Raw genomic sequence first — 18,372 nt, forward strand, 5'->3', positions numbered from 1 at the left:
GCCCCTGCTGCGGATGGAGTCCGTCCGCAAGACCTTCGGCGACTCCGTGGTCCTTCGGGACGTCGACCTGGAGGTCGCCCCGCACACGGTCACCGCGCTGATCGGCGCCTCCGGCTCGGGCAAGTCCACGCTGCTGCGCTGCGCCAACCTGCTGGAGGACATCGACGACGGCGCGATCTGGCTGGACGGCGAGGAGATCACCGACCCGCGCGCAGACCAGGACGCGGTACGGCGCCGGATCGGCGTGGTCTTCCAGGCGTACAACCTGTTCCCGCACATGACGGTGCTGGAGAACATCACCCTCGCCCCGCGCCGCGTGCACGGCGTCCCGCGCGCGCAGGCCGAGGAACGCGCCCGGGAGCTGCTGGAGCGGCTCGGGCTGGCCGGGAAGGCGGGCGACTACCCGGACCGGCTCAGCGGCGGTCAGCAGCAGCGTGTCGCGATCGTGCGCGCCCTCGCCGTACGCCCCCGGCTGCTGCTGCTCGACGAGATCACCGCGGCCCTCGATCCCGAGCTGGTGGGCGAGGTCCTGAACGTCGTCCGCGATCTGAAGGGCGACGGCATGACCATGGTGCTGGCCACGCACGAGATGGCCTTCGCGCGTGAGGTCGCCGACCAGGTCTGCTTCCTGGACGGGGGCGTGGTGCTGGAGCGCGGCACCGCCGAGCAGGTCTTCGGCGACCCTCGGCAGGAGCGCACACGGCGTTTCCTGCGGCGCACCGGAGCAGGGGCTTCGTAAGGGGCGTGGCCCTGGAGGCCGGTGCTTACGCGTCGGCCTGGGCCGCCCCCGCCAGCGCCGCCACCCGCTCCACGCCGAAGACATATCCCTGCACGCCGCAGCCCGCGATGACACCGTCGGCGCGCAGGGAGACGTAGGAGTGGTGCCGGAACGACTCGCGCCGGTGGATGTTGGAGATGTGGACCTCCAGCACCGGCAGGCCGTCGCAGGCGTTGAGCGCGTCCAGGATCGCGACCGAGGTGTGCGAGTAGGCGCCGGGGTTGATGACGATCCCGCAGTGGTTCAGCCGCGCCTCGTGGATCCAGTCCACCAGCTCGCCCTCGTGGTTGGACTGCCGGAAGTCGACCGTGCCGCCGTGCGCGGCCGCCGCCTTCGCGCACATCGTCTCGACGTCGGCGAGCGTGTCCGAGCCGTAGATCTCCGGCTGGCGCTGCCCGAGGAGGTTCAGGTTGGGGCCGTTGAGGATCATGATCGGGGCGTTGGCCAGGCTGCGGGGCACGGGGTCCTCCGGTTCGGTGAAGGCGGGCTGCTCCTCCCCCGTTTATCACGATGCGCCGCCATGGCACCGGCCGTACCCTCCCGGCATGACCATGATCTCGTACCCTCCCAAGCCCTCCCCCGGCGACCGCATAGCCGTCGTCTCGCCCGGCGCCGGCCTGCCCGGCCTCTTCCCGCGCCCCTTCGAACTGGGCCTGGAGCGGCTGCGCGAGGACTACGGGCTCGAACCGGTCGAGTACCCGGCCACCCGCAAGATGGGCGCGACGCCGCAGGAGCGCGCCGACGACCTGCACGCCGCGTTCGCCGACCCGGACGTGAAGGCGGTCATCGCGTCGATCGGCGGCGACGACCAGATCACCGTGCTGCCGTTCCTGGACCGGGAGTTGATCAGGGCCAACCCGAAGCCCTTCTTCGGGATGAGCGACAACACGAACCTGCTGATGTATCTGCGCAACACGGGGATCGTCGGCTACCACGGCGCGACCGTGATGACCGCGCTGGGCCGGCCCGTGCGCATGGACCCGCTCACCGCGGACTCGCTGCGCGCCGCGCTCTTCACCTCGGGCGAGTACGAGCTCAGGCCCGCCGAACGCTGGAACGACGTCGACCGCGACTGGGCCGAACCGGCCACCTTCGAGGCGGAACCGGAGACCCGGCCCGGCGGCGGCTGGATCTGGCGGAACGCCGACCGCGTGGTGGAGGGCCGCAGTTGGGGCGGCTGTCTGGAGATCGTCGGCTGGCTGCTGATGGCCGACCGGGAGATCGCGCGCGACCTCTCCGAGTACGACTCGGGGGTGCTGCTGCTGGAGACGTCCGAGGAAATGCCGAGCGGCGAGGAGGTCTTCCGGGTCCTGCGCAACATGGGCGAGCGCGGGCTGCTCCAGCGCTTCTCGGCGCTGCTGATGGGCCGGGCGAAGACCTGGCCCTTCGAAAGCCCCAACAGCCCGGAGGAGGCCGACCGTTACGCTGCCGGGCAGCGCGAAGCCGTGCTGCGCGCGATGCGTGTGTATGCCCCAGACACCATGATCGTCTTCGATGTGGACTTCGGTCACACCGGCCCGCAGTTGGTGATCCCCTACGGGGGCGTCGTGCGCGTCGACGGGCCCGCCCGGCGCATCACGGTCACGTACTGAGGAGGACGGCGCGCCTCCGCGCGCCCCCCGTAACCAGCGGTCACCGTGGGTAGTTGACGCGGCATGCACGACGTACGCACCGTGAGGGCGCCTTCCATGCCACGGCTCGCGGCCGCCTCGCTCGCCGGGACGGCCATCGAGTTCTACGACTTCTTCGTCTACGGGACCGCGGCCGCACTGATCCTGGGGCCGCTGTTCTTCCCGTCCTTCTCCCCCGCCGCGGGGACGCTGGCGGCCTTCGGGACGTTCGGCGTGGGCTTCCTGGCACGGCCGCTGGGAGCGGTGCTCTTCGGGCACCTCGGGGACCGGCACGGACGCCGGCCGGTCCTCGTCGTCTCCCTGCTGCTGACCGGCGGCGCGACGGTCGCCGTCGGGTGTGTGCCGACGTACGACACGATCGGTGTCGCCGCGCCCCTGCTGCTGCTCGGGCTGCGGTTCCTGCAGGGGCTGGGGCTCGGCGGGGAGTGGGGCGGCGCCGTCCTGCTGACCGCCGAGCACGCGCCCGCCGGGCGGCGGGCCCTGTGGTCGAGTTTCCCCCAGGTCGGGCCGGCGGTGGGCTTCGTGCTCGCCAACGGGGTGGTCCTCGCGCTGTCGGTGACGCTGAGCGAGTCGCAGTTCGCGCAGTGGGGGTGGCGGGTGCCGTTCTGGGCGGCGGGGGTGCTCGCCGCGATCGGGCTGTGGCTGCGCTCCGCCCTGCCGGAGAGCCCCCGGTTCCTGGAGATCGACGACCACGCGCGTGTGCCCCTGGTGGAGGTGATGCGCTCCCACTGGAGGCTCGTCCTGCTGACCGCCGGCGCGCTCGCCGTGGGGTACGCGATCTTCTACACCGTGACGACGTGGTCCCTGGCGTACGCCACCGAGCGGCTGGGAGTGAGCCGGAACGTCATGCTGGTCTGCGTGATGGCCGCCGTGGTGGTCAAGGGGGCGCTGACGCCGCTGATGGCGATGCTCGGCGACCGCCACGGGCGGCGGCCGTTGTGTCTTGTCGGGTGCGCGGCGGCCGCCCTGTGGATGTTCCCGATGGTCGCGCTGCTGGCGACCGGCGAACCGCTGCCCATGTTCCTGGGCATCGCGGGGGCGCTGATCGCGTTCGTCACGATGTTCGCCGTGATCGCGGCCTATCTTCCGGAGCTGTACGAACCGCGTGTGCGCTGCACGGGCGCGGCGGTCGGGTACAACCTCGGGGGCGTCCTCGGCGGTGCGCTCACCCCGCTCGCCGCGACGGCTCTCGCCGGGCACGGTGGGCGGGTCCCCTGGGGCGTGGGGGCGTATCTGACGGGCGTCGCACTGCTCAGCCTCGGCTGCTTCGCCCTGCTGCCGGAGACGCGCCCGGCGCCCGCGACGGTGGCGCGGACGGCTATGGATTGAGCGCCAGCTCCAGGTAGGCCGCGAAGATCACCAAATGCACCCCGCCCTGGAGCGGGGTGGCCCGGCCGGGCACCACGGTGAGCGAGCTGACGACGACGGTCAGCGCGAGCAGCACCATGTGGGTGGCGCCGAGGCCGAGGACGAGCGGCCCGGAAAGCCAGACGGAGGCGAGGGCGACCGCGGGGATGGTGAGGCCGATGCTGGCCATCGCTGAGCCGAGCGCGAGGTTGAGGCTGGTCTGCACACGGTCGCGGCGGGCGGAGCGCAGGGCGGCGATGGTCTCGGGGAGCAGGACGAGCAGGGCGATGACCACGCCGACGACGGCATGATGCAGTCCGGCCGCCTCGACTCCGTGCTCGATGGTCGGCGAGACGCCCTTGGCGAGGCCGACCACGCCGATCAGGGCCAGGCCCAGCAGCCCGAGGCTGATCAGCGCGGTCCGGGAGGACGGGGCGCCGGCGTGGTCGTCCGCGGTGATCACGTCGCCGTGCCGGGTGACGGGCAGGAAGTAGTCGCGGTGCCGCACGGTCTGGGTGGCCACGAACAGGCCGTACAGGACGAGTGACGACAGGGCGGCGAAGGTGAGCTGGACGCCGGAGAACTCCGGTCCCGGCTTGCTGGTGGTGAAGGTCGGCAGGACCAGGCTGAGCGTCGCCAATGTGGCCACGGTGGCCAGGGCGGCGCCGGTGCCCTCCGGGTTGAAGACCGCCGTTCCGTGCCGGAGCGAGCCGACGAGCAGGCACAGGCCGACGATGCCGTTGCAGGTGATCATCACGGCGGCGAAGACGGTGTCGCGGGCCAGTGTGGAGCTCTTGTCGCCGCCGTCCACCATCAGCGTGACGATCAGGGCGACCTCGATGATCGTCACGGCGATGGCGAGAACCAGCGAGCCGAACGGCTCGCCGACCCGGTGGGCGACGACCTCCGCGTGATGGACGGCGGCCAGGACGGATCCGGCGAGGACCGCGGTCACGACGACGACGATCACGCCGGGCAGGTCCCGGCCCCAGGTCAGGACCAGCATGACGACCGCGAGCACCGGCACGAGGGACGTCCACCGGGCCGTGACCGTCCTGAGCCGAGCCGTCATGCTGCGATGGTCCCAGAGCGGTACGGGCCGCGCACTCCGGCCGCCAGCACGGCCGGCCGGAGCGTGGAGCGCCGGGGTCGGCGCCCGGCGCTGTGCCGGGCGCCGCCTTCGAGGACCGCGTCAGACATCGACGCTGTCCTTCGGAGCGCCGTCGCTCGCCTGCCCAGCCTCCCCGGCCGCCGCCTGCTTCTTCGACGCCCGGAGGCTGGTGATCGTGGTGACGATCAGGACGGAGCAGATGACGCCCAGCGAGACCGGGATGCTGATCTCGGGGACGTGCACCCCGGACTCGTGCAGCGCGTGCAGCACCAGCTTCACGCCGATGAAGCCCAGGATGATCGACAGGCCGTAGCTGAGGTGGACCAGCTTCCTCAGCAGGCCGCCGATGAGGAAGTACAGCTGGCGCAGACCCATCAGCGCGAACGCGTTGGCCGTGAACACGATGTACGGATCCTGCGTCAGGCCGAAGATCGCGGGGATGGAGTCCAGGGCGAACAGGACGTCCGTGGAACCGATCGCCAGCATCACGACCAGCATCGGGGTCATGACCCGCTTGCCGTTCTGCTCGATCCACAGCTTGGTGCCGTGGTACCGGTCGGCCACGCCGAACTTGCGCTCGACGGCCTTGAGCAGCTTGTTCTCCTCGAACTCCTCGTCCTCCTCGTCGGCCCTGGCTTCCTGGATGAGCTTCCAGGCCGTCCAGATCAGGAAGGCGCCGAAGAGGTAGAACACCCAGGAGAAGCTGGCGAGGATGGCGGCGCCGGCGGCGATGAAGATCGCGCGCAGCACCAGGGCTATGAGGACGCCGATGAGCAGGACCCGCTGCTGGTACTGCGACGGGACCGCGAACTTCGCCATGATCAGGACGAAGACGAAGAGGTTGTCGACGCTCAGCGACTTCTCGGTGATGAAGCCGGCGAAGAACTCGCCGGCGGGCTGACCGCCGCCGAACAGGAACAGCCCGAGCCCGAAGAGTCCGGCGAGGACGATCCAGACGACCGTCCAGATGCCGGCTTCCTTGAGCGACACGTCGTGCGGCTTGCGGCCGATGAAGAAGTCGACCGCGATGAGGGCGGCTAGGCCCACGATGGTAAGGACCCACAGGCCCACGGAAACATCCACTGCGCCTCCGGCAGTACGTAACGGCAGGTGATCAGCGTCGTCGCGCTGCCGGAGGTCTCTTCCACCCCGGGCCCCGGCACGCCGAAGCGCGTGGGACCACACGGGCCGACGCCCCGGGATCTGGCCTGATCCGTATTGACGGGTACGCCGCAGCAGACAGGGAGTACTCCCCTCCGTTGAGAAAGACAGTACCCCAATCACCAAGGATTGGTAAAGGGCTTGGCAAAAGAAAGGCCAAGTCTGCTGTTCAGAGCGGCTTTACGAGGCTTTACGGATGCCCGGCGGGCCTCTCGGCCGGCCTCACCGGGGCCGGGAGCCCCGGGCTCGGGCGACCTGCGCCAGCACGGTGTCGAGCACCCGGCTGCCGGGCGGCGTCAGCGTCGGCTCGTAGGTCCAGGCATGCCCCACCCAGGGGTCGGCGAGGTGATCGTCGGGCACCGGCGTCAGACGCATCAGCCCGCGCCACAGCGGGTCCAGCAACGGTCCGTAACCGGCGGCGTCCTCCCGGTCGGCGACCATCATCAGGTGGACGCCGACGGCCGGACCCTCGTCGGCGAGATAGCGCAGCTGGTTGACGGCCCGGTCGTCGAAGCCGTGCGGGAAGTCGTTGACCACCAGGAGCTGCTGGGAGGTGTCGAAGCCGGGCGGAAGCGAGTCGGCCGCGCCGCCGCGCACCGCCATCTGCACCAGGTCGACGCGCTGGGTGAGACGGGCCAGCGCGTCCGTCACACCGGCCGCGCCCACCGCCGGCTCACCGGCGAGCACACCGGCCCGCACGAGCGGCGCCAGGCTCTGCGCACCCGACCCGGCCGGGTCGATGACGTGCACGGTGAACTCATCCGCCGGATGCACCGCAAGCAGCCGTGCCGTGTGCGCCACGGCCGACTCCAGGGCGAGGCGACGCAGTTCGTGGGAGTCGAAGAACGTGCCGTCGACCGACCCCGTCCGCCCGCTGTCGATCCACAGGCCCCGCTCCAGCGGCAGGCGGATCAGCATCGGTATGCGCAGCCGGTCGCTCTCGGGCAGGTGGAGATCGCCCAGGCGCAGGGCCATGGGCATCTCCATGGGGACGCGGTAGGCGTGCCAGACCGGGTTGTCCCAGCGCGCGTACGCCGGCGGAAGCGCCGGTTCCACCACGTCGGCCTCGGCGGTGAGCTGGGCCAGGTCGCGGTCCAGGACCTGGCGGGCCTGGTCGACGAGTTGGCTGTGCTTGGCGCGGGCGCTCTCCCGGGCGGCGTCGCCCTGTCCGCCGATCCGGCTACGCGGGTCGGACAGGAGCTCGTCGAGCTCCTTCTCCATCCGTGTGTCGGCGAAGTCGACGGCGCTGCGATAGGCGGCCGTGGTGCGGGCCAGGTCCTCGAACATGCCCCACACCTGGTTGTAGAGCCGCTCCTCCATGGACCAGCCGGTGGCGTCGCCCGCGACGGGCTGGGCGGGCTGCCCGGGCTGGGCCGGGGGCGCGGTGGGCGGTGGGGGCGGGGCGGTGTTCTGCCTGCGCGGGTGGCTGTAGTCGATCGGGCCGCCGGCGGCGGGCGTCTGCGGCGGGGTGGGCGGCGCGTTCGTGGGTCCGGGGCCCGTGACGTAGCCGGCCGGTGGTTCGGCGGGAGTCTGCGGGGGCTGTGTGCCGTTCGGACCGCTCTGGGACGGGCCGTAGGGGCCGGGGCCGCTCTGGGGGTGCTGTCCGGCGTGGGAAGAGCCGCTCTGGTCGGGGCCGGGCGCGGGGCCCGCCGTCTGCCGGGAGCGGCCGCCGTCGGGCGTGAGCGGGGGCGGGGCGGGCACCGAGCGGGCCATGCCCTGCTCCACCGCCTTGTCGATGCCGGCCGCGAGCTGCCCGGCCTGCGGCAGGCCCTGGTCGGTGAGGAGCTCGGCGAGACCGCCCGCGTAGCCCTGGCCGATGGCCCGCACCTTCCAGGCGCCCTGGCGCCGGTAGAGCTCCAGGGCGACGACGGCGGACTCCGCGCTCAGGCCGGTGATGGTGTAGCTGGCGACCTCTGTTCCGTCCAGGCCGGTGACCGCGACGAAGGGGGCCGGGACGGAGCCGAAGCTCGCGGGCCCCGCGACGCCCGTGGGCAGGGCGAGCAGCACTCCGACGCGGTGCACGGCCTCGGCGACGGCGTCCAGGTCGACGGCGAGGCGGTGCTCGGCGGCGGCCTGACGGGAGACCTCGACGCCGGGCAGGACGGGTGAGCCCGGGTGGGCCACCCATTCCACTCCGTGCACCGTGCCGTTCTCGTCGCCGAGCGTGGCCCCCACCACGATCGGCGTGCCGGCCGAGACCCTGATCTCGAGGCGGACCTCGACAAGCGGGTGGTTCTGTCCCCGCACCAGCTCGGCCGTCATCGCCTGTCGTCCCCCTGCGTCGCGTCGGTCGCGTCGGTCGTGTGTGGTGTTGTCGTGTGCCGCTGGGACCGTCGTCCTACAGCGCCGGCAGGATCGCGGGCATCAGGTCCTGGAAGGTACGGCCGTTGGCCGGCGTGCCGAGGGCCGTCATGTTCCAGCCCGAGCCCACCCGGTGCACCTTCGCCATGATCTGGGCCGTGTAGGCGCCGCCGCCCGCGAGCGTGTAGCGGGCCAGCTCCTGGCCGTTGGTCTCGTCGACCAGGCGGCAGAACGCGTTCTGCACCTCCTGGAACGTCTGGCCGGTGAAGGAGTTCACCGTGAAGATGATCTGGTCGATGTGGACCGGCACACGGGACAGGTCGACGAGGATCGCCTCGTCGTCGCCGCCCTGGCCCACACCGCCGACGAGGTTGTCGCCGGTGTGCCGCACGGAACCGTCGTCGCTCACCAGGTGGCGGAAGAAGACGACGTCGACCGGCTGCTTGTCCGCGAAGAGGACGGCGGAGGCATCGAGGTCGATCTCCCGGGTGCGGGAGCCGAACAGGCCGCGCCGAGGTGCAGCCTGCCATCCGAGACCCATGCGCACCGCGGTCAGGCTGCCTCCGTCGTTCTTCTGAAGACTGATGGCCTGACCCTTGGTCATGTTGACGGTCACGCGCTGATTCCCCTCTCGGCTGTCCCCTGTTGCCGCGGAACCCGCGGTTGACGAAAACCCTACGCAAGGGCACTGACAGTGCCGTACCCACGCCCGGACTTTGTGTCGTTCTTGCAACACAGAGCGTCCTGCGGCGGGCCCCTCCGGCACCTCAGGCCAGACCGGCCTCCTTCATCTGGCGCAGTTCCTTCTTCATCTCGGAGACCTCGTCGCGCAGTCGGGCCGCGACCTCGAAGTGGAGGTCCGCGGCGGCGGCCCGCATCCGCTCGGTCATCGCCTCGATCTGCTCGGCGAGTTCGGCCGCCGGACGGTCGGTGGGGACCGTCTCCTTGGCCTTGCCCTTCGCGGGCCTGGCCGGCTTCGCCGCCCCCAGGGCCTTGTCGCCGAGAGCGGGCACCGGCGCCTTGGCGCCCCGGCCGTCCTTCTTCGCGCGATAGCCCGTGCCGAGCAGCTGCTCGGTGTCGACCTCCTCGCGGGCGATCTGCGCCACGATGTCGTTGATCTTCTTGCGGAGCGGCTGCGGGTCGATGCCGTTCGCCTCGTTGTAGGCGATCTGCTTCTCCCGGCGGCGGTTGGTCTCCTCGATCGCCCGCTCCATCCCGGGGGTGATCTTGTCGGCGTACATGTGCACCTGACCGGAGACGTTGCGCGCGGCGCGGCCGATGGTCTGGATCAGCGAGGTGCCGGAGCGCAGGAAGCCCTCCTTGTCGGCGTCGAGGATCGCCACCAGGGAGACCTCGGGCAGGTCGAGGCCCTCGCGCAGCAGGTTGATGCCGACGAGTACGTCGAACTCGCCGGCCCGCAGCTCACGCAGCAGCTCGATCCGGCGCAGCGTGTCCACGTCGCTGTGCAGATAGCGGACCTGGATGCCGAGTTCGAGGAAGTAGTCGGTGAGGTCCTCGGCCATCTTCTTGGTGAGCGTGGTGACCAGGACGCGTTCGTCCTTCTCCACGCGCGCGCGGATCTCGTGCACCAGGTCGTCGATCTGGCCCTCGGTCGGCTTGACGACGACCTCCGGGTCGATGAGGCCGGTGGGGCGGATGATCTGCTCGACGACGCCGTCGCCGCGGGAGAGTTCGTACTTGCCGGGCGTCGCCGAGAGGTAGACGGTCTGTCCGATGCGCTCCTGGAACTCCTCCCACTTCAGGGGGCGGTTGTCGAGCGCGGAGGGCAGCCGGAAGCCGTGGTCGACGAGGGTGCGCTTGCGGGAGGCGTCGCCCTCGTACATGGCGCCGATCTGCGGCACGGTGACATGGGACTCGTCGATGACGAGGAGGAAGTCGTCCGGGAAGTAGTCGAGCAGGGTGTTGGGCGGGGATCCGGGCGAGCGGCCGTCGAAGTGCATCGAGTAGTTCTCCACGCCGGAGCAGCTGCCGATCTGGCGGAGCATCTCGATGTCGTAGGTGGTGCGCATGCGCAGGCGCTGGGCTTCCAGGAGCTTGCCCTGCTTCTCCAGCTCGGCGAGGCGCTCGACGAGTTCCTTCTCGATGTCGTTGACGGCCCGCTCCAGGCGCTCGGGGCCGGCGACGTAGTGGGAGGCGGGGAAGACGTACAGCTGGTCGTCGTCGCTGATGATCTCGCCGGTGAGCGGGTGCAGCGTGGACAGCGCCTCGATCTCGTCGCCGAACATCTCGATGCGGACGGCGAGTTCCTCGTAGACCGGGAAGATCTCGATCGTGTCGCCGCGCACCCGGAAGGTGCCGCGGGTGAACGCCAGGTCGTTGCGCGTGTACTGGATGTCCACGAAGCGGCGCAGCAGTTCGTCCCGGTCGATCTCCTCGCCGACCTTCAGCCGGACCATGCGGTCCACGTACTCCTGCGGCGTGCCCAGGCCGTAGATGCAGGAGACCGAGGCGACCACGACGACGTCGCGGCGGGTGAGCAGCGAGTTGGTCGCGGAGTGCCGCAGCCGCTCGACCTCCTCGTTGATCGAGGAGTCCTTCTCGATGTAGGTGTCCGACTGCGGGACGTACGCCTCGGGCTGGTAGTAGTCGTAGTACGAGACGAAGTATTCGACCGCGTTGTTCGGCAGCAGTTCGCGGAACTCGTTCGCCAGCTGGGCGGCCAGCGTCTTGTTCGGCGCCATGACGAGCGTGGGGCGCTGGAGCTTCTCGATCATCCACGCGGTGGTGGCGGACTTGCCGGTGCCGGTCGCGCCGAGCAGGACGACGTCCTTCTCGCCGGACTCGACGCGCTTGGCGAGTTCGGCGATGGCAGCGGGCTGGTCGCCGCTGGGCTGGTAGGGACTGACGACCTCGAAGGGCGCCACCGTGCGTTCGATGTGGGAAACGGGCCGCATGCCATCAACCGTACGACCCGGCACTGACAACGGGGTCCGATCAGCGGTTCTGCGGGGTCCGGGACTCGTGGGCGGTCACCTTGCTGCGGGTGCGCTGCGGGGGCCGCCGGGCGGTGTGCGCCGGGTGAGCGGGGCGGGCGGGGGCGCCCCGCCCGGTCCGTTCCGGCATCCGGTCGGGCCTGCCCATGACCATCAGCGGGTCGAACATCACGACGACGCCCGCGAGGCAGAGGAAGGCGAGGGGGCCGATCAGCATCGGCGCGAGCAGACCGGCCGGTGAGTCGCCCTGGGAGGGGGCGCCGGTGGTGTGCAGGTGGACGCTGAGGGCGGCCATGCCCGTGTAGTGCATGCCGGTCACGGCCAGTCCCATGACGAGGCTCGCGCCGACGCTCCACAGGAAGCCCCTGACCTGGCCGGCGGCCCACAGGGCGGCGGTGGCGGCGGCCATGGCTATGGCGACGGAGAGCGCCACCGTCAGCGTGTTGTACTCGAACCTGCCGTTGAAGCGCATCCCGGCCATGCCCAGGTAGTGCATGGACGCGATGCCCAGTCCGGTGATGGTGCCGCCGGTGAACAGCGCGGTCCCGGTCGCGCCCCGGTAGCCGACGATGAAGATCCCCACGCCCACCATGACGATCGCGACGCCCAGACTGGCGTAGGTCATCGGCTTGTCGTAGTGGATGGGGGCGCCCGCCACCGAGAAACCCATCATGGCGATGAAGTGCATGGTCCAGATGCCGGAGCCGATCGCCGCCGCGCCCAGGGCGAGCCACCCGGGGCGCCAGGAGTGGGCCACGAGCAGGGCTCTGGTCGTGCAGCGCAGGCCGAGCGCACCGCCGAGGCAGGCCATGAGGTAGGCCACCAGCGGTGTGACGAGTCCGTAGCTGAATCCGTCGACCGTGCCGTGCATGCGCGGTTGCCCTTCCGCCCTGTTGCTGGACTTCCTGAAGCGCGCCCCTTCCCAGATCGCGCGAGCGGCCGGGGATGACGCAGAAAGTATGACCCCCACCGCAATGGTCGAACGATTTTCCGGCAAAGAATCACGTCCTTGCCCCACTTGTGCGGCCTTGGTGAGCGGGCCAGGACGCCGTCTTTCCTTCTGTGGGCATCCTGAACCGCCGCCGCCGATGACTCTCCGCTGCCACAGTGGTGCTGAACGTGACATCTTGATGCGAGGAGTCCGCAATGCACGCGCGCGCAGTCGCCCCGGCCACCGCGCTCCTGGGCGCCGTCGCCCTCCTGCTCCCCGTCGTCGACGCCCCCGCGGCCGTCGGCGTCCGGCCTGCCCTGATCGCCCACCGGGGCGCGTCCGCCCGGGCCCCGGAGAACACCCTCGCCGCCGTCGACGCGGCGGCCGGCCTGGGCGTGTCGTGGGTGGAGAACGACGTGCAGCGCACCAAGGACGGTGAACTCGTCGTCGTCCACGACGAGAGCCTGGAGCGGACCACCGACGTCGAGGAGGTCTTTCCCGGGCGCTCCCCCTGGAAGGTGCAGGACTTCACGGCTGCCGAGATCGCGCGGCTCGACGCGGGCAGCTGGTTCGCCCCCGCGTACGCGGGCACGCGCGTGCCGACGCTGACGCAGTACGTCCGCCGTGTGGAGCGCCACCACCAGAGGCTGCTGCTGGAGATCAAGAACCCTGAGCTGTATCCGGGGATCGAACAGCAGATCCTCAAGGTGCTCGGCGACGAGGACTGGCTCGACCGGCGCCACCTGCGCGGCCGGCTGATCGTGCAGAGCTTCAGCGCGGCCAGCCTGCGCGCGGTCCACGACCTCGACCCGGCGGTGACGACCGGACTGCTCGGCAGACCGGCGGTGGCGGACCTGCCGGCCTGCGCCCGCTTCGCCGATCTGATCAATCCCTCGCACGTCTCCCTCTCGCCGGAGTACGTCGCCGCCGTGCACGCGACGGCCGGGCCGCACGGCAGGCCGTTGAGGATCTTCGTCTGGACCGTCGACGACGCGGCCCTCGCCCGCAGCGTGGCCGGCTACGGCGTCGACGGCCTCATCACCGACAAGCCCGACGTGGTCCGGCAGGCGCTGGCCTCGCCCTGAAGCCCGCCGGGCGCCCGGGGTGCGTTGTCAGTGGCGGGTCGTACGGTGGGCGCATGGACAGCCAGGGGCAGAACGAGCAGCGCGTCGTGTGGACCGTCGTCGGTACCGGCATCGGTCCGCTGCTGCTGGCCGCGACCGACGAGGGGCTGGTCAACGTCGTCTTTCACGCCGCCGACGCGGTGCGGGACCGGGCGCTCGGCCGTCTCGCGGACCGGCTGGGGGCGGAGCCGGTCGAGGCGCCCGCCGCCCCCCTGCTGGCGGAGGCGGCATCTCAGGTGGTGGCCTACTTCGCCGGCGCGCGCAAGGATTTCGAGCTGCCGCTGGACTGGTCGTTGATCTCCGGCTTCAACCGGCGGGTGCTGCGTGAGCTTGCCGCCGGCGTGCCGTACGGAGCGGTGGTGGGGTACGGCGAGCTGGCGAGACGGGTGGGGCAGCCGCGGGCCGCGCAGGCGGTGGGGCTGGCGATGGGCGCCAACCCGCTTCCCGTCGTGGTGCCCTGTCACCGGGTCGTGGAGAGCGACGGCGGGATCGGCGGGTTCGGGGGCGGACTGGAGGCCAAGCGGAAGCTGCTCGCGCTGGAGGGGGTGCTGCCCGAGCCGCTGTTCTGAGGCCGCGGGATGGGCGGGAAGGCAGGCAAGGGGGACACTGCGCCAGTGACCATTCATGACACGCACACGTATCCGTCCGGCCGGGGGCCGGCTCGGTCCAGCGACCGCCTCCACCAGGCCGGGTGGACGTCGTGACCGCTGTGGAGGGGGCCCTCCCGACCGTCAGCGCGGAGCTGCTGCCCGCGCTGCGACGCCGCACGACCGCGGTGCTGGTCGTCGGCCAGATCCTCGGCGGGCTGGGCGTCGCCACCGGCATCGCGTTGTCCGCCGTGCTGGCGCAGGAGGTCAGCGGCACCGAGGCGCTGTCCGGGCTCGCGGCCACCTCGACCGTCGCCGGCACGGCCGTGCTGTCGGTGCCGCTGGCCGCGCTGATGACCGCGCGGGGCCGCAGGCCCGGGCTGGTGCTGGCCTACCTCGTGGGTGCGCTGGGCGGCGGTCTCGTCGTGCTGGCGGCACGGATCGGGAGCTTCCCGCTGCTGCTGTGCGGGATGGCCGCGTTCGGCGCGGCGTCGGCGGCGAACCTCCAGGCCCGGTACGCGGCCGCCGACCTGGCGGAGCCGGACCGGCGGGCCCGGTCCATCTCGCTCGTCGTGTGGGCGACCACCGTCGGCGCGGTCCTGGGCCCGAACATCGCCGCGCCCGCCGGCCGCAGCGTCTCCCCCCTGGGGATACCCGCGGCGGCGGGACCGTTCCTGTGGGCGGCCGGGATCTTCCTGATCTCGGCGGTGGTGATCGCCGTCCTGCTGCGCCCGGACCCCCTGCTGACGGCACGGTCGCTCGCGCCCGAGGAGGAGCGGTCGGCCGAGGCCCGTTCCCTGCGCGCGGGGCTGTCCGCGGTGGCCTCCTCGCCCCTCGCGCGGCTCGCGCTGGTGACGGTCGCCGTGTCCCACACGGCGATGGTGTCGGTCATGTCGATGACCCCGGTCGCCCTCGCCCACCACGGCGCCGGCATCGATCTGATCGGGCTGGTCATCAGCGTGCACATCGCGGGCATGTACGCGTTCTCCCCGCTGATGGGGCGGCTGGCGGACCGGGTGGGGCGGCTGTCCGTCACGGGGCTGGCGGCCGGGCTGCTGGCCTGTGCGCTGTTCCTGTCCGGCACGGCGGGCGGCAGCAACGGGCAGACCGCCGCAGGGCTCTTCGTGCTCGGTCTGGGCTGGTCGGCGGGGCTGGTCTCCGGGTCGGCGCTGCTCACCGACGCCGTGCCGCAGCCCGCGCGGGCCGCCGCACAGGGGCTGTCCGACCTCGTCATGAACGCCTCGGCGGGCATCGGCGGAGCGGTCGCCGGCCTCGTGGTCGCCCGGGCGAGCTATGGATGGCTGAACCTGGTGGCGGCGTGTCTGCTCCTTCCGCTGGCCGCGCTGGCGCTGTTCACCCGGGGCAAGGTCCTGCGGGCGTAGCGCCGGCCTCGTGCGGCCGGTCATGCGCCTCGGGCCGGCCGTGCCGCTCGTGCGTCCCGGGCGGGTGTCGCCGGTCATGCGTCCCGGGCCGGTGGCGTCGCCGACAGGCTGCGGGGGTTTGACCGGGCGTCCCGCCCGCCAGAGATCCAGAGACGAGGCAGGACCGATCGACGGGAGGCCGGCTCGTGGTGCTGGTGGTGTCGGAAGAGGTGCGGGAGGCGGTCGACGCGCGTCGCCCCGTGGTGGCCCTGGAGTCCACGATCATCGCTCATGGGCTGCCGCGCCCACGCAACCTGCAGGTGGCGCGGGAGCTGGAGGCGGTGGTGCGTGCGGAGGGCGCTGTGCCCGCGACGATCGCCGTGCTGGACGGGCGCCCCCATGTCGGTCTGGACAAGGAGCAGTTGGAGCGGGTCGCCAACGAGGACGGCATCCGCAAGCTGGGCCACCGCGACCTGCCGCTCGCGGTCGCCTCCGGGGCGAGCGGCGCGACCACCGTCTCGGCGACGGCCCTGTTGGCCACCCTGGCGGGCGTCCGGGTGTTCGCCACGGGCGGGCTCGGCGGGGTGCACCGGGAGTGGACGGCGAGCCAGGACGAGTCGGCCGACCTCGGCCTGCTGGCGCGCACGCGGATCACGGTCGTGTGCGCGGGCGTGAAGTCCATCCTGGACGTGCCCGCGACCCTGCAGCGCCTGGAGACGCTGGGCGTCGCCGTGGCCGGGTACGGCACGGACCGCTTCCCCGGTTTCTACCTGTCCGACTCGGGTCATCCCGTGGACTGGAGGCTGGAGAGCCCTGCGCAGGTGGCGGACGTGATGCGCGCGCAGGACGAGCTCGGCGGGCCCGAGTCGGCGCTGATCGTCGCGAATCCCGTGCCCGAGGCGGAGCAGCTCGATCCCGGTCTGCACGCGCGCGTGCTGGCCGACGCGCTGCACGCGTGCGCGGCGGAGGGCGTCACCGGTCAGGGCGTCACCCCGTTCCTGCTCGACTACCTGGTCCGGCACACCGACGGCGCGTCGCTGAGCGCCAACCTGGCGGCGGTGCGGGGGAACGTGCGGCTGGCCGGGCGGATCGCGTCGGCGTGGGCCGGGGCGTGAGCGTGGGGCCCGCCGGGGCGGCGCCCGGCGCCGGCCCTGGCGGGGCCGGTGAGGGCGCCTCCGGCAGGGGCCGTGAGGGCGGTTCGGGCGGGGCGCTGCTGGTCGTGGGGGACGTCGTGACGGACGTCGTCGCACGGCATCGCGGACCGCTGGCCTCGGGCACCGACACGGCCTCCGTGATCCGGACCCTGCCGGGCGGGGCGGGCGCCAACGTGGCGTGCTGGGCGGCGCACCGGGGGTGTGCGGACGTACGGCTGCTCGGCCGGGTGGGGGCGGACGGGGCGGCCTGGCACGAGCGGGCGCTGATCGCCTGCGGGGTGCGGCCCCGGCTCGTCGTCGATCCCGAGGCGACGACGGGCACGGTGATCTGCCTGGTCGACACGGGGGCGGCGGGCGAGCGGACGTTCCTCACCGACAGCGGCGCGTCCCTCCGGCTGGAGCCGGACGACTGGTCGGACGCGTTGCTGGACGGGGTCGGCCGGCTGCATCTGTCGGGGTACCTGCTGTTCTCCGCGTCCGGGCGGGCGGTGGTGCGCACGGCGCTGGCGTCGGCACACGCGCGTGGCGTGCCGGTGAGCCTGGATCCGGCGTCGGCGGGGTTCCTGGTGAAGCTGGGCGTGGAGCGTTTCCTGACGCTCGTGCAGGGTGTGGACGTGCTGCTGCCGAGCCATGACGAGGCCTGTCTGCTGACGGGCCGGTCGGACGGGGCACAGGCGACGGCCGCCCTGAGCCGTCAGTTCCCGCTGGTCGTGACGAAGCACGGCGCGGACGGTGCGGTGGTGGCCCGGGGCGGCGCCGTGATCGCCCGCGTTCCCGCGGTCCCGGCCACCCCGTGCGACACCACGGGAGCCGGCGACGCCTTCACGGGCGCGTTCCTCGCGGCCCTGCTCGCCGGAGCCGCCCCGGGCGACGCGGCCGCCGAGGGCTGCGCGGCGGGCGCTCACGCGGTGGAACGCGTGGGCGGCAGACCGCCCGCGCCCGGCGACCACGCGACGCCGAGGGCGGACAGGACGGTCACCGGCTGAGCGCACCGCCGCCCGGGGCCACCGGCCGCCCCTCGGCCGGGCGCCCTATCCCTTCCGCCCCCACGCGGAGATCATCGGCGCAGTGGCCAGGTCCATACCGCCGGAGGCGACGTTGGCGAGGTGGCGGTCGATCTCCTGGTCGGTGGCGATGCCGGCGGTGACGAGGTCGGCGCGGATCTGACGGACCGTCGCCGACTCCAGGGCCGCGCAGGCGGGCGAGGTCAGCGGGAAGAAGGCGTCGGCCTCGACCTGTCGCAGCCCGGCCTCGCGCAGCAGGCGGGGAAGCTTGCGGCCGTAGGACAGGTCGGCGCCCCTGCGTTCCAGCAGCGAGCGGAACCCGTGCCGCAGCCGGTTGGCGAGCTGCTGCTCGGGGCCGTGCTCGTCGGGGCAGAGCAGGGGTTGCAGGGCGGGGTCGGCGTCCTCCAGCAGGAGCCGTCCGCCGGGACGCAGCGCCTTGACCATCGAGCGCAACGCCCGCTCCCGCTCCGGCACATGGACCAGAACGAGCCGGGCGTGCACCAGGTCGAAGCCCTCCCCCGGCGGCTCCTCGGCGCCGACGTCGTGCACGCGCGCCTCCACCGGCGGACGGGCGGCGGGCGTCAGCCGGGAGGTGTCGATGTCGGTGGCGACGACCTTCCCGGTCGGGCCGACCTTCTTGGCCAGCCAGGACACCACGGAGACGCCGCCCGCGCCGACCTCCCAGCAGCGCCAGCCCGGTCCGATCCCGAGCCCTTCGAGGTGGCGGAACGTCGTGGGGTCGAAGAGCGCGGCGAAGGCCTCGAAGCGTTCTCCCGCCTCGTCGCGTCGGTTGTCGAGGAGATACCCGTCGGTTCGCGTCATGCGGCGATCATCGCAGCCGTCCGGGCCGTCCGCGGTGGTCGACGCGGCCGGGTCGCCCCGGTCCGGGGCTTCGGCCGGCGATGAGCCGAGGGCGGGTCACCGAGGG

16 protein-coding genes are annotated in these 18,372 nt (G+C 72.2%); 8 read left to right on the forward strand and 8 right to left on the reverse strand.

Features of this window, described 5'->3' with window-relative positions:
- The first annotated feature begins 13 nt into the window (after positions 1-13).
- A complete protein-coding gene (locus ACIRS4_RS07635; RefSeq protein ID WP_404192091.1) occupies positions 14-739 on the forward strand; it encodes an amino acid ABC transporter ATP-binding protein in 726 nt (241 codons plus the stop codon).
- A 25-nt stretch (positions 740-764) separates the two neighbouring features.
- Here ACIRS4_RS07635 and aroQ read toward each other — a convergent pair whose 3' ends face one another.
- Positions 765-1,238 carry a type II 3-dehydroquinate dehydratase gene (aroQ, locus tag ACIRS4_RS07640; protein ID WP_404191477.1) on the reverse strand — a complete coding sequence of 158 codons (474 nt, stop codon included), beginning with the start codon at positions 1,236-1,238 and terminating at the stop codon, positions 765-767.
- A gap of 85 nt (positions 1,239-1,323) precedes the next feature.
- On the opposite strand from aroQ, the gene ACIRS4_RS07645 reads away from it, so the two are divergent.
- Positions 1,324-2,370: a S66 peptidase family protein gene (locus ACIRS4_RS07645; RefSeq protein WP_404191479.1), complete on the forward strand. Its 1,047-nt coding sequence runs from the start codon at positions 1,324-1,326 to the stop codon at positions 2,368-2,370.
- 96 nt (positions 2,371-2,466) lie between these two features.
- Positions 2,467-3,738 carry an MFS transporter gene (locus ACIRS4_RS07650; RefSeq protein WP_404191482.1) on the forward strand — a complete coding sequence of 424 codons (1,272 nt, stop codon included), beginning with the start codon at positions 2,467-2,469 and terminating at the stop codon, positions 3,736-3,738.
- Here the strand turns inward: ACIRS4_RS07650 and ACIRS4_RS07655 are convergent.
- The 6 genes from ACIRS4_RS07655 to ACIRS4_RS07680 all read right to left on the reverse strand — a co-directional run bounded on the left by ACIRS4_RS07655 (position 3,728) and on the right by ACIRS4_RS07680 (position 12,154).
- Entirely contained in the window at positions 3,728-4,828 is a 1,101-nt protein-coding gene (locus tag ACIRS4_RS07655) for a calcium:proton antiporter (RefSeq protein WP_404191485.1), read from the reverse strand. The genes ACIRS4_RS07650 and ACIRS4_RS07655 overlap by 11 nt on opposite strands.
- 120 nt (positions 4,829-4,948) lie before the next feature.
- Positions 4,949-5,950, reverse strand: coding sequence for a TerC/Alx family metal homeostasis membrane protein (locus tag ACIRS4_RS07660; protein WP_404191487.1), 1,002 nt, complete (start codon positions 5,948-5,950; stop codon positions 4,949-4,951).
- A 300-nt stretch (positions 5,951-6,250) separates the two neighbouring features.
- Positions 6,251-8,290 (reverse strand): TerD family protein, encoded by a 2,040-nt coding sequence (locus ACIRS4_RS07665; protein WP_404191490.1) that lies wholly within the window; start codon positions 8,288-8,290, stop codon positions 6,251-6,253.
- A 76-nt stretch (positions 8,291-8,366) separates the two neighbouring features.
- Positions 8,367-8,945: a TerD family protein gene (locus ACIRS4_RS07670; protein ID WP_351915773.1), complete on the reverse strand. Its 579-nt coding sequence runs from the start codon at positions 8,943-8,945 to the stop codon at positions 8,367-8,369.
- Between the two features lie 151 nt (positions 8,946-9,096).
- Positions 9,097-11,244: an excinuclease ABC subunit UvrB gene (gene uvrB / locus ACIRS4_RS07675; RefSeq protein WP_404191493.1), complete on the reverse strand. Its 2,148-nt coding sequence runs from the start codon at positions 11,242-11,244 to the stop codon at positions 9,097-9,099.
- A gap of 40 nt (positions 11,245-11,284) precedes the next feature.
- On the reverse strand, positions 11,285-12,154 hold the full coding sequence (locus ACIRS4_RS07680) for an MHYT domain-containing protein (RefSeq protein ID WP_404191496.1): 870 nt from the start codon (positions 12,152-12,154) through the stop codon (positions 11,285-11,287).
- Between the two features lie 275 nt (positions 12,155-12,429).
- Between ACIRS4_RS07680 and ACIRS4_RS07685 the strand changes: the two genes are divergently transcribed.
- The 5 genes from ACIRS4_RS07685 (at position 12,430) to ACIRS4_RS07705 (ending at position 17,426) form a co-directional block, all read left to right on the forward strand.
- Positions 12,430-13,299 (forward strand): glycerophosphodiester phosphodiesterase, encoded by an 870-nt coding sequence (locus tag ACIRS4_RS07685; RefSeq protein ID WP_404191499.1) that lies wholly within the window; start codon positions 12,430-12,432, stop codon positions 13,297-13,299.
- Positions 13,300-13,352: 53 nt separating this feature from the next.
- Entirely contained in the window at positions 13,353-13,907 is a 555-nt protein-coding gene (locus ACIRS4_RS07690) for a methylated-DNA--[protein]-cysteine S-methyltransferase (protein WP_404191501.1), read from the forward strand.
- Positions 13,908-14,038: 131 nt separating this feature from the next.
- On the forward strand, positions 14,039-15,307 hold the full coding sequence (locus ACIRS4_RS07695) for an MFS transporter (protein ID WP_404191504.1): 1,269 nt from the start codon (positions 14,039-14,041) through the stop codon (positions 15,305-15,307).
- 185 nt (positions 15,308-15,492) lie between these two features.
- Positions 15,493-16,401, forward strand: a complete 909-nt coding sequence (locus ACIRS4_RS07700; RefSeq protein WP_404191507.1) for a pseudouridine-5'-phosphate glycosidase — start codon at positions 15,493-15,495, stop codon at positions 16,399-16,401.
- A 2-nt stretch (positions 16,402-16,403) separates the two neighbouring features.
- Positions 16,404-17,426, forward strand: coding sequence for a carbohydrate kinase family protein (locus tag ACIRS4_RS07705; RefSeq protein WP_404192094.1), 1,023 nt, complete (start codon positions 16,404-16,406; stop codon positions 17,424-17,426).
- A 45-nt stretch (positions 17,427-17,471) separates the two neighbouring features.
- Here ACIRS4_RS07705 and ACIRS4_RS07710 read toward each other — a convergent pair whose 3' ends face one another.
- Positions 17,472-18,266, reverse strand: a complete 795-nt coding sequence (locus tag ACIRS4_RS07710) for a methyltransferase (protein WP_404191510.1) — start codon at positions 18,264-18,266, stop codon at positions 17,472-17,474.
- Between the last annotated feature and the right edge of the window lie 106 nt (positions 18,267-18,372).

Origin of the sequence: Streptomyces sp. NPDC101166 (assembly GCF_044768125.1) — a bacterium.
Lineage (GTDB): Bacteria > Actinomycetota > Actinomycetes > Streptomycetales > Streptomycetaceae > Streptomyces.